11 protein-coding genes are annotated in these 11,284 nt (G+C 71.6%); 4 read left to right on the forward strand and 7 right to left on the reverse strand.

The features are described from left to right. A partial coding sequence (locus DZF91_RS15870; RefSeq protein ID WP_147341169.1) for a M48 family metalloprotease occupies nt 1-387 on the forward strand: 387 nt, incomplete at its 5' end. Between the two features lie 164 nt (nt 388-551). Here DZF91_RS15870 and DZF91_RS15875 read toward each other — a convergent pair. The 4 genes from DZF91_RS15875 to ctaC all read right to left on the reverse strand — a co-directional run bounded on the left by DZF91_RS15875 (nt 552) and on the right by ctaC (nt 5,231). Then, on the reverse strand, nt 552-2,090 hold the full coding sequence (locus DZF91_RS15875; RefSeq protein WP_235834331.1) for a L,D-transpeptidase: 1,539 nt from the start codon (nt 2,088-2,090) through the stop codon (nt 552-554). A 181-nt stretch (nt 2,091-2,271) separates the two neighbouring features. After that, a complete protein-coding gene (locus DZF91_RS15880; RefSeq protein ID WP_117358239.1) occupies nt 2,272-2,682 on the reverse strand; it encodes a cytochrome c oxidase subunit 4 in 411 nt (136 codons plus the stop codon). Between the two features lie 6 nt (nt 2,683-2,688). Further along, nucleotides 2,689-4,329, reverse strand: coding sequence for an aa3-type cytochrome oxidase subunit I (ctaD, locus tag DZF91_RS15885; RefSeq protein ID WP_235834333.1), 1,641 nt, complete (start codon nt 4,327-4,329; stop codon nt 2,689-2,691). Nucleotides 4,330-4,403: 74 nt separating this feature from the next. Then, entirely contained in the window at nt 4,404-5,231 is an 828-nt protein-coding gene (gene ctaC, locus DZF91_RS15890; RefSeq protein WP_456236649.1) for an aa3-type cytochrome oxidase subunit II, read from the reverse strand. A 297-nt stretch (nt 5,232-5,528) separates the two neighbouring features. Here ctaC and DZF91_RS15895 point away from each other — a divergent pair, with 297 nt between their 5' ends. After that, entirely contained in the window at nt 5,529-6,671 is a 1,143-nt protein-coding gene (locus tag DZF91_RS15895) for a cysteine desulfurase family protein (protein WP_117358242.1), read from the forward strand. A 40-nt stretch (nt 6,672-6,711) separates the two neighbouring features. Further along, entirely contained in the window at nt 6,712-7,029 is a 318-nt protein-coding gene (locus DZF91_RS15900; protein WP_117358243.1) for a sulfurtransferase TusA family protein, read from the forward strand. Between the two features lie 145 nt (nt 7,030-7,174). On the opposite strand, the gene DZF91_RS15905 is transcribed toward DZF91_RS15900, so the two are convergent. Both DZF91_RS15905 and DZF91_RS15910 read right to left on the reverse strand, forming a co-directional pair. After that, nucleotides 7,175-8,149, reverse strand: a complete 975-nt coding sequence (locus DZF91_RS15905) for a carbohydrate kinase family protein (RefSeq protein ID WP_117358244.1) — start codon at nt 8,147-8,149, stop codon at nt 7,175-7,177. Nucleotides 8,150-8,527: 378 nt separating this feature from the next. Next, entirely contained in the window at nt 8,528-8,890 is a 363-nt protein-coding gene (locus DZF91_RS15910) for a HesB/IscA family protein (protein WP_117358245.1), read from the reverse strand. A 255-nt stretch (nt 8,891-9,145) separates the two neighbouring features. Here DZF91_RS15910 and nadA point away from each other — a divergent pair, with 255 nt between their 5' ends. Next, nucleotides 9,146-10,300 carry a quinolinate synthase NadA gene (gene nadA / locus DZF91_RS15915; protein ID WP_117358246.1) on the forward strand — a complete coding sequence of 385 codons (1,155 nt, stop codon included), beginning with the start codon at nt 9,146-9,148 and terminating at the stop codon, nt 10,298-10,300. 140 nt (nt 10,301-10,440) lie between these two features. Here nadA and DZF91_RS15920 read toward each other — a convergent pair. After that, nucleotides 10,441-11,284, reverse strand: an 844-nt coding sequence (locus DZF91_RS15920) for a maleylpyruvate isomerase family mycothiol-dependent enzyme (RefSeq protein WP_207661889.1), incomplete at its 5' end; no start/stop codon positions are given.

Here is an 11,284-nt window from a genome sequence, read left to right on the forward strand (position 1 = left end):
CCGCCCGCGTCCCGCCGCCCCACCGGAGCGGAGGCCGCGGACGACCCGTCGGCGCGCGACCGGGGCGCGGGCGATCCGCGCGCCCTCGCGCTCGTGCTCGCGCTGGTCGCCGTCGCGACGCAGCTGGAGACTCCGGTGCAGAACCTGGTGAGCCGCCGCATCGAGGCCCGCGCCGACGCGCACGCCCTCGACCTCACCCGCGACCCGAGGACCTTCGCGACCATGCAGCGCGAGCTGTCGGTGCGCAACATCTCCACGCTCACGCCGGACGTCGTGGAGACCCAGCTCTGGTCCGACCACCCGACCGGGCCCGAGCGCATCGCCATGGCGCGCGACTGGGCGCGGACGCACCACGTCCCCGAGCCGCCCCCGCTCGCCCGGCCGTGACGCCCCGGCCGTGACGCGCCGCACGGGCCGGAGAACGGCCTGACCGGACGCAGCACGCCCCTCGGCTACGCCCGCCATCCGCTGCACCGCTCAACGCGGCAGGGCCGTCCAGTGAGTGATCACCGGACGGCCCGTACCGTCTCTCCGCCGAAGCGGCGGCCCGGTCAGTGGCCCGGCGGCCCCGCGCCCTGGGCCGTGGGCACCCCCGCAGGAGCCGGACGCGGACCGCTCCGGCCCGTGGGCTCAGCGCCCGGAGCCACCGGCGCCCGGTTCGGCTGCGCCGGAGACACGTTCGGAGCCACGGGAGCCGCGCTCGGCGTCGCGGACGGCACGGCGCTCGGAATCGCGCTCGGCGCCGGAGTCGGGACCGCGCTGGGCGCCGCGCTCGGAACCCCGCTCGGAGCCGCGCTCGGCGCCGGGGCCTCGCCCGCCGCCTTCGCGACGTCGTCCGGGCTGGCCTGCACCGGCGCGCTGCCCTGCGGCCCGACGCTCAGGGCCTGCTTGAAGGCGCTGCCCTGCACCCACTTCTGCCACGGCTCCTGCCAGTAGCCCCAGCCGTTGTCGGGCTCCAGTTCGCGGGACGTCCCGGTGATGCGCACCGGGTCGCCGCGGTAGGAGAGGTTGTAGAAGAAGCGCGCGTTCTCCGGGCTGGCGTTCACGCAGCCGTGGCTGACGTTGGAGTTGCCCTGGTCGCCGACCGACCACGGCGCGCTGTGCACGTACTCGCCGCTGTTGGAGATCCGGACGGCCGCGTACACCGTCTCGCGGTAGTACCCCGGGCAGCCCGGCCCGCATCCCGTCGTCGACGAGTCCATGATGACCGGGTCGTCCTTCTCCATGGTGAGGTGGACGCCGTTGGTGGTGGTGTACTTCTCCACCCCGCCGCGGCCCATGCTCACCGGGATCTTGCGGACGAGCCGCCCGTTGCTCCGGACGTACATCATGTGCGTCACGGCGCTCGCCTTGCTGATGTGGGAGTCGCCGACGCGGAAGTCGGCCCGCACGTCCTTGGCGCCCCAGTAGCCCTTCCCGGCCCGTACACCGCTCAGGTGCGCGCGGAACGACACCTTGGTGTGCGCCGGCCAGTACTGCTTCGTCCGGAACACGACGGTCTGGTCGTCGAACCAGTGCCAGGCGCCCTCGACCGGGTTCGCGGACGTGACCTCCAGCGACCGCTCGACCGCCCGCCGGTCTCCGACGCCCTGCCCGAACCGCAGGATGATCGGGATGCCGACGCCCACGGTCTCCTTGTCGTAGGGCGCCTCGAGCGACGCCTCCAGCGCCTTGCGCACCTTGGCGATGGTGAAGTCGGTGGTGACCGTCCTGGTGCGCCCGTCATGGCCCAGCGCGGTCGCGGTGACCGAGTAGTCCGTGCCTGGATCGAGCCCCCAGCGCGACTTCCATCGCGTCCGGTCGGGGCTCAGATCGCCCACCACCGGATTTCCCTTGTGCCGGACGGTCACGTTCTCGACCGTCCCCCGGTCCGCGGCGATCTCGATCGCCGTGTCCGGCCGCAGCGCGTCACCGCCGCTCGCGGGCGACACGTCCAGCCGCACCGCGGTGTCCCTGCCCAGTTCCGCCCCGCCGCCCGAGCAGCCCGTCAGCCCCGCGGCGGCCAGCGCGGCCGCCACCGTCGCCCCGACGAGTCCCAGTGTGGCCCGGCGGCGGCCCCGGCCCGTCCTCTCAACCCTGCCGACCCGCACCGATGAACCCCCGCTTGATTGTCACTGTCCGGATACGATCTTGTTCGCAGAGTGTCGTACCCCGGACGGGGGCTCATTATGTAAGGGCCTGCACCCGCGAGATCGCGGGCACAGGCCCCTTTGAAGACCGCTTTACCGGAACGCCGTTCCGGCCCGCGCGGCGCGGGTCGTCGGACCGCCGTCAGTGGGCGAAGTGCCCCCGGTAGTACTCGAAGACCAGGCCCACGGTCGACAGCAGCAGGCCGGCGCCGCCGAGCAGCACCATCCACCAGCCGAACACCATGCCGAGCGAGACGAACGCGGCGGATCCGCCGATGTACAGCGGCCACCACGAGTGCGGGCTGAAGAAGCCCAGCTCGCCGGCGGCGTCCGCGATCTCACCCTCGGGGTCGTCCTCGTACAGCGGGCCGCCGTTGCCGCCCTCGAGCCGCCGGATGGTGAAGTGGACGTAGAAGCCGATCAGACCCGCCAGGCCGAACGCCAGGGCCAGCACCGTGGTGCCGGTCCAGTCCTTCGACCAGAGCCAGTAGACGACGTCGGTGGCGAGGAAGAAGACCGCACACCCGTAGAACATGAACGCCTGTACGCGCATCGGCTGCTACTCCTCCGTCTCCGCGGCGTGGCCGGCCTTCTCCTCGGAGACGAGCGCGACCCGGTTGGACATGTTGATCGGCTCGCCCTTGGCACCCACGTGCGGGTGGTGCAGGTCGAAGGCCGGACGCTCGGACCGGATCTTCGGGATCGAGTCGAAGTTGTGCCGCGGCGGCGGGCAGGAGGTCGCCCACTCCAGGGACGAGCCGTAGCCCCACGGGTCGTCGACCGTGACCCGCTTGCCCTTCTTCCACGTGATGTACAGGTTGTAGAAGAACGGCAGCATGGAGGCGCCGAGGATGAACGAGAAGATCGTGGAGACCTCGTTCAGGCCGGTGAACTCGCTGGCGTAGTCGGCGTACCGGCGCGGCATGCCCGCGGCGCCCAGCCAGTGCTGGACCAGGAACGTGCCGTGGAAGCCGACGAACAGCAGCCAGAAGTGGATCTTGCCGAGCCGCTCGTTCAGCATCTTGCCGGTGAACTTCGGCCACCAGAAGTAGAAGCCCGCGAACATCGCGAACACGACCGTGCCGAACACGACGTAGTGGAAGTGCGCCACCACGAAGTAGGAGTCCGAGAGCTGGAAGTCCATGGGCGGGGACGCCAGGATGACGCCGGTCAGGCCGCCGAACAGGAAGGTGACCAGGAAGCCCAGCGACCACAGCATCGGCGTCTCGAACGTGAGTTGCCCTCGCCAGATCGTTCCGACCCAGTTGAAGAACTTCACGCCTGTCGGGACGGCGATGAGGAACGTCATGAACGAGAAGAACGGCAGCAGCACCTGGCCGGTGACGAACATGTGGTGCGCCCACACCGTGATGGACAGGCCCGCGATCGAGATGGTCGCGAAGACCAGGCCGATGTAACCGAAGATCGGCTTGCGGCTGAACACCGGCAGGATCTCGGTCACGATGCCGAAGAAGGGCAAGGCGATGATGTACACCTCTGGATGGCCGAAGAACCAGAAGAGGTGTTGCCAGAGCAGTGCGCCGCCGTGCGAGGCGTCGTAGACGTGCGCGCCGAACTTGCGGTCGGCCTCCAGGGCCAGCAGCGCCGCGGCCAGGACGGGGAACGCCAGCAGGACCAGGATCGAGGTCAGCAGGATGTTCCAGGTGAAGATCGGCATCCGGAACATGGTCATGCCCGGGGCGCGCATGCACAGGATGGTCGTGATGAAGTTGACCGCACCCATGATCGTGCCGAAGCCCGACATGGCCAGGCCCATCACCCACATGTCACCGCCGATGCCCGGCGAGCGGACGGCGTCCGACAGCGGGGCGTAGGCGAACCAGCCGAAGCTGGCGGCGCCGCCCGGGGTCAGGAAGCCCGCGAGCGCGATCAGCGAGCCGAACAGGAACAGCCAGTAGGCCAGCATGTTCATGCGCGGGAACGCGACGTCCGGCGCGCCGATCTGCAGCGGCATGATCACGTTCGCGAAGCCCGCGAACAGCGGGGTCGCGAACATCAGCAGCATGACCGTGCCGTGCATCGTGAAGAGCTGGTTGAACTGCTCGTTGCTCACGACCTGCAGACCCGGCTTGTACAGCTCCGCGCGCATGACCAGCGCGAGGACTCCGCCGAACAGGAACATGATGAACGAGGTGATCAGGTACAGGTACCCGATCTTCTTGTGGTCGGTCGTCGACATCCAGTCGGCGACCAGACGACCCTTGCGGGTCCTGGACGCGGCGACCGTCGCGGTCGGCGCGTGGCTGATCGCGGTCACTTGACACCCCCCGCCGCCTTGGCCTTCTGGCCTGCCAGCCATGTGTTGTACTGGTCGGGCGAGACCACCTGGAGCTGGAACAGCATCCGGCTGTGGTCCACGCCGCAGAGCTCGGCGCAGCGGCCCTCGTAGACGCCCTGCTTGCGAGCCGTGAACTCGAACTCGTTGGTGTAGCCCGGCATGACGTCCTTCTTGTAGAGGAGCGCCGGCACCCAGAACGAGTGGATGACGTCATTGGCGTGCAGCCGCACGCGGATCGTCCGGTCCGAGGGGACGACCATGACGGGCTTCGCGCCCTGCGGGGCGTTCGGCGCGACCGGGGTTCCGACCACGGAGGCGACGGTCTTCTCCTGACCGCCCTCCTTCTCCTTGTAGTCGAACTGCCAGCTCCACTGGAAGCCCGTCACGTCGACGGTGACCGCCGGGTTCTTGGTGGTCTTCTCGACGTAGGACTCGTCGCGCGCGGTGAAGTAGAACAGCACGCCGATGATCACGAACGGGACCGCGGTGTACAGGATCTCGATCGGCATGTTGTAGCGGACCTGCGGCGGCAGGTCGCTGGAGCGCTTGCGGTGGAACAGCACCGCCCAGATGATCAGGCCCCAGACGACGGCGCCCACCGAGAACGCAGCGATCCAGGAGCCCTGCCAGAGCTTCAGCATGCGCTCGGCCTGGTCGCTGATCGGCTCGGGCATGCCCAGGCGGGACGCCTGACCGCTGCACGCGGTTGCGGACAGCGCCAGCAGACCTAGCGCGCCGGCGCTTTTGATTGCGCGGCGACTGCGCACAGGCGTACGCCGCTCCCCAGAGCGGGTCGGACTCACGGAATGCCTTCCCCACGGATGAGAGCCCAGGGAACTCCCGGGCGGTGAGATCAGTTGTTACACGTTTGGGGGACACACTAGCGCGAGGGTCCGCGACTCCCCTCCCGGGGTGCCCGGTTAGGGTTCTGGCGTGGCTCGAGCAAGTGCTGTCAGACCCCGCGTCCGGCCCTGTGTCAGACCCCGCGTCCGGTCCCGCGTGATGTCCCGCGTCCGGTCGCGTGTCGGTTTCGGCGCGGCGGCGGTCCCGGGCGGCTCCGGCCGTCCGGCGCGTCCCCGCCCCGGCGGCCGGAGGACGCCGTGCTGACCGGCTATTTCGACGCCGCCTCCGCCGAACCCCTGCACCCCGCGGCGCGGTCCGCGATGCTCGCCGCCCTCGACTCGGCCTGGGCCGATCCCGCGCGGCTGTACGGCGCGGCGCGCTCGGCCCGGCTGGAGCTCGACCGCGCCCGCGCGCGGGTCGCGGCCGTCCTCGGGGTCCGGGCCGACGAGGTGGCGTTCACCACGTCCGGCACCCAGGCCGTCCACCTCGGCGTCCTCGGCGCGCTGCGGTCGCGTCGGCGTGTCGGGCGGCACCTGGTGGTGAGCGCGGTGGAGCACTCCGCCGTTCTGCACGCCGCCGAGGCCCACGAGCGGGACGGCGGCGAGGTCGCGGTCGTCGGGGTGGACGAGACCGGACGCGTCGATCCGGCGGAGTTCGCGGCGGCGCTGCGCCCCGACACCGCGCTCGCCTGCCTCCAGTCGGCCAACCACGAGGTCGGGACGGTGCAGCCGGTCGCGGAGGCGGCCGAGGCGTGCCGGGCGGCGGGCGTGCCGCTGCTGGTGGACGCCGCGCAGTCGGCCGGCCGGATACCCGTCCCGGACGGCTGGTCGCTGCTGACCGCGTCGGCGCACAAGTGGGGCGGGCCGCCCGGCGTGGGGGTCCTGGTCGTCCGGAAGGGCACCCGCTGGCGCTCCCCGCTGCCGGAGGACGAGCGTGAGGGGCGGCGCGTCCCCGGCTTCGAGAACGTCCCGGCGATCATCGGGGCCGCCGCCGCGCTGGAGGCCTCGGCCGCCGGGGCGCCCGCGGAGAACGCCCGGCTGTCCGGGCTCGTCGACCTGGTGAGGGAACGGGTGCCCGCGACGGTGCCGGACGTCCAGGTCGTCGGCGACCCGGTCCGGCGGCTGCCGCACCTGGTCACGTTCTCGTGCCTCTACGTGGAGGGCGAGGCGCTGCTGACCGAACTGGACCGGCTGGGTTTCGCCGTCTCGTCCGGCAGCTCGTGCACGGCCGATACGCTGCGTCCGAGTCATGTTCTGGAGGCGATGGGCGTGATTACGCACGGGAACGTCCGGGTATCGCTGCCGCGCGGCGCGGAGCCGTCCGCCGTGGAGCGGTTCCTCGCCGTGCTGCCGGACGCCGTGGCGCGCCTGCGCGCCGCCGCCGGGGTGACCGGCGCATGACCCCCACGACCACCGCGAGGACGGGAAGGCGGACGCGCCGATGAGGTTCCGAGGTCGCTCGCGCAAGGACGAGGCGCCGCCGCAGGCCGCCGTCCCGCCGCCGCCGGTCGCGCCGCCCGGGGCCACGCCCCCGGTGCTGGTCATCGACGCGCTGGGCCGCAAGTGCCCGATCCCGATCATCATGCTGGCCGAGCGGATCCGCGAGATCCCGGTCGGCCAGGTCGTCGCCGTCCTCGCCGACGACCCCGCCGCGCACACCGACGTCCCCGCCTGGTGCCGCATGAAGTCCCAGGAGTTCGTCTGGGAGGAGCCCCTCCCCCAGGGCGGCTGGGGCTTCCACATCCGCCGCTCCTACTGACCTTCGCGGTCAGGAGGAGCGGAGCCCCGGGCCGCGACCGCTCTTCGGCGGCGCGTCCGGGGCTCCGGTCACACGTCCTCGGCTGACACGTCCCTGGCGCGGGCCTCCATGGTCACGGGCGGCCGGCGCGGGGCGCGGCGGGCGTTCAGGACAGGTGCGGGGCCACCTCGGCGGCGGCGTCCTCGCCGTAGGTGGCGGAGAAGCGGCCCAGGAAGCGCTCCTTGACGATCGTGTACTCCTGGCCGCCCGGGACCTCCAGGGCGTGGGCGGCGACGAGGTTGCCGACCTGCGCGGCGCGCTCCAGCGGGAGGCCCCAGGCCGTGGCGGTGAGGAACCCGGCGCGGAACGCGTCGCCGCCGCCGGTCGGGTCGACGACCTTGTCCACCACGACGCCGGGGACGTGCACGCCCTGCTCGCCCGCGCGGTCGATCACGGTGCCCTTGGCGCCGAGCGTGGTGATCCGGACGCCGACCCGCTCCAGGATCTCGGCGTCGGACCAGCCGGTCTTCTCCTCGCAGAGGGCCTTCTCGTACTCGTTGGTGAACAGGTACGCGGCGCCGTCGAGGAGGCGGCGGACGTCGATCCCGTCCATCCGGGCGAGCTGCTGGGACGGGTCGGCGGCGAACGGGATGCCCCGGGTGCGGCACTCGTCGCTGTGCCGGAGCATGGCCTGCGGGTCGTTCGGGCTGATCAGGACGAGGTCCAGCCCGCCGACGCGGTCGGCGACCGGCCGCAGCTCGATCTCGCGGGCCTCGCTCATCGCGCCGGTGTAGAAGCTCGCGATCTGGTTCTGGTCCTGGTCGGTGGTGCACAGGAACCGCGCGGTGTGGTGCAGCTCGGAGATGTGCACCGACCCGCAGTCGACGCCGTGCCGCTCCAGCCACGAGCGGTAGTCGGCGAAGTCGTCGCCGACCGAGCCGACCAGGTAGGACGTCAGGCCGAGGCTGCCCATGCCGAAGCAGATGTTGGCCGCGACCCCGCCGCGGCGGATCTCCAGCTCGTCCACCAGGAACGACAGCGAGACCCGGTCGAGCTGGTCGGGCATCAGCTGGTCGGTGAAGCGTCCCGGGAAGGTCATCAGATGGTCGGTCGCGATGGATCCGGTTACGGCGATGCGCACGGCGTCGCTCTCCTCGTGGTGTGGCGTCCGGCTTGTCACCGGCTGTAGGACAACCCCAAGAGGCTACTTCCCGGCGCCGCGGCCCGTGCAACGGAAGCGGCGAGTCCGTCCGGGGACATCCGGACGCCCCGCGGGTCCCGGCGCCGGGACGCGAAGGACCCGCGAGCCTCCGTCAGCGCGCCCGACGACGCAGGCGAGCACAGGCCGCGAACGCGGGCGAAGCACCGCGAACGCGGGGAAAGCGCGACCGACGCAGCGCCACGGACGCGGGGAAAGCGCGACCGACGCAGCGCCACGGACGCGGAGGAAGCGCCGCGCGGGCGCGGGCATGCGAAAAGGCCGGCGCGTTGGTTCGCACCGGCCTTCCGGACCCGTGGGTCAGTTGAACGAGTCGCCGCAGGCGCAGGAGCCCGAGGCGTTGGGGTTGTCGATCGTGAAGCCCTGCTTCTCGATGCTGTCGACGAAGTCGATGGTGGCGCCGGTCAGGTAGGGGGCGCTCATCCGGTCGACGCGGACCGACAGGCCGTCGAAGTCCTGGACGACGTCGCCGTCCATCTCGCGCTCGTCGAAGAACAGCTGGTAGATCAGGCCCGAGCAGCCGCCCGGCTGGACCGCGACGCGGAGGGCCAGGTCGTCGCGCCCCTCCTGCTCCAGCAGGCCCTTCGCCTTCTCGGCCGCGGCGTCGGTCAGCACGACGCCCTGCTGCGTGGTCTCCTGCGTGGTCTCGCCCGAAACCGTCATGTGGTGTGCTCCCGGGTCTACAGCGCCGCCGAGGCGACGTTCTTCACAGTTCCTGGAGGACGGCCGGCGGAACCGCTCGGGGCGCTTCCGCAGAGTCCTGTTCCCAGAACAACGTACCCCGACCTAAGCCCATTCCTTTCCCCGCCGGTCTTTCCCGGGGAGACCTCGCTCACACCTCGGTCGCGGCGCGTCCGGCATGTGCGAGGATTAGTCGTCAAAGCGACGATAAGGCTCCGTCGCAGGAGGGAGCATCCCGTGACCACCCCCGTACGCGATCTTCCGTTGCTGCTGCTCGGCACCGGTTCCGACCCCGCCAGCGAGCGCGGTGTGGACTGTCCCGGCGAGCTGCCGCCCGCCTCGGACCCGGAGCTGGTGGAGCGCGCCCGCGCCGCCAAGGCCGCCCTCGGCGGCGAGGTGTTCGTGCTCGGCCACCACTACCAGCGGGACGAGGTGATCGAGTTCGCCGACGTCACCGGCGACTCGTTCAAGCTCGCCCAGCAGGCCGCGGCCCGACCCGACGCCCCGTACGTGGTGTTCTGCGGCGTCCACTTCATGGCCGAGTCCGCCGACATCCTCACCGCCGCGCACCAGCAGGTGGTCCTCCCCGACCTCGCGGCCGGGTGCTCCATGGCCGACATGGCCACCTTCGACCAGGTCGAGGAGTGCTGGGAGGTGCTGGAGGACGCCGGGATCGCCGACGACGTCGTGCCGGTCACCTACATGAACTCCTCCGCCGACATCAAGGCGTTCGTGGGACGCCACGGCGGCGTGGTCTGCACCTCGTCCAACGCCAAGCGCGCGCTGGACTGGGCCTACGCCAAGGGCTCGAAGGTGCTGTTCCTGCCCGACCAGCACCTCGGGCGCAACACGGCCGTCCTGGAGATGGGCCTCTCCCTCGACGACTGCGTCGTCTACAGCCCGCACCGTCCCGAGGGCGGGCTCAGCGGGCGGCAGCTCCGCGACGCCCGGATGATCCTCTGGCGCGGGCACTGCTCGGTGCACGGCCGGTTCAGCCTCGACTCGGTCGAGGACGTCCGCCGGCGCGTGCCCGGCGTGAACGTGCTCGTCCACCCCGAGTGCAAGCACGAGGTCGTCACCAACGCCGACCAGATCGGCTCGACGGAGTACATCATCCGGACGATCGAGAACGCCCCGTCCGGGTCGTCCTGGGCGGTCGGTACGGAGCTGAACCTCGTCCGGCGGCTGGCGAACGCCCACCCGGACAAGAACGTCATGTTCCTCGACAAGACGGTCTGCTTCTGCTCGACCATGAACCGCATCGACCTGCCGCACCTGGTCTGGTCGCTGGAGTCCCTGGCCCGCGGCGAGGTCGTCAACCGGATCGAGGTGGACCCGGAGACCGCGCACTACGCCCGGGTCGCCCTCGACCAGATGCTGGCCCTCCCCTAACCCCTCGACCGCGCTCCGCGCCGCCTGGGCGGCCACCGCCCGAGCCCCTTGACAGGGCTCAGCACCGGTGGCCGCCCAGTCCGGGCACCGAGTGGCCAAGGGTGGCGGGGATCGGGGTGAAGGTCGTCCGGGGGGACGGCTCAGATCGCGGAGTTCTCCACCCAGCGGGCCAGCAGGTCCCCGTCCCCCGCGACGGAGATCCCGGGGCGGTCGGCCGTGAGACGTCCCCAGAAGAAGAGGTACAGGTCGGACGCGGTGGAGGCCCGGACCGCCGCGTCGGCGTGGACGTCGTCGGCGGCGCTGGTGCGCCGCCACCCGAAGCGGTCCTTGTCCAGGGCGACCGTCCAGCGGTCGCCGGTGTCGGCGGCGGTGAACGCGAGCGTCTGGCCGTCACCGCGGAGCCGATCGACGTGCGGGGCGAACGGCGTGGTGTACGGCAGGTTCGCCAGGAACTCGTCCACGCCGTCGGCGGCGGTCTCGCCGGTCAGCGCGAACCCGCGGCCCAGGGCGAGGAACAGGTCGGCGCGGTGCACCGCGGTCTCGAAGAGCATCCGCCGGGACCAGAACCCCGCGTGCGGGTCACCGGCCCACGACCACATCTCCGCGTCCGGGTCGGCGGCGCGCAGCGTCGCGACCAGCGCCGTCCCGCCCTCGGCGAACCAGGACGCCAGGTCCGCGTCGTTCTCCGGCGGTTGCCCGGCGCGGCTCTGCGGAACGCGGCGGGGTGCGAGCGTGCGGACCAGCATCTCCGCCCAGCGCTGCGTCATGCCCAAGTGGTGCGCGAGGTCACGGACCGTCCAGCCGGGACACGTCGGCACCGGCGCGTCCGGATCGGCCCCTTCCAGCGCAGTTGCGAAGGCCGCCGCCTCCTGCCCGGTCTCGTCGCAGTACCGCTCGTGCGTCCACATGGCGTCCTCCGGAAGCGGGCGGATCGGGGACCGGGGCGAGTGGGGTGGCCGGGGCGGGCCGCCGGGCCGGGCGGGT

Source organism: Actinomadura logoneensis (assembly GCF_003428695.1).
GTDB classification, from domain to species: Bacteria; Actinomycetota; Actinomycetes; order Streptosporangiales; family Streptosporangiaceae; genus Spirillospora; species Spirillospora logoneensis.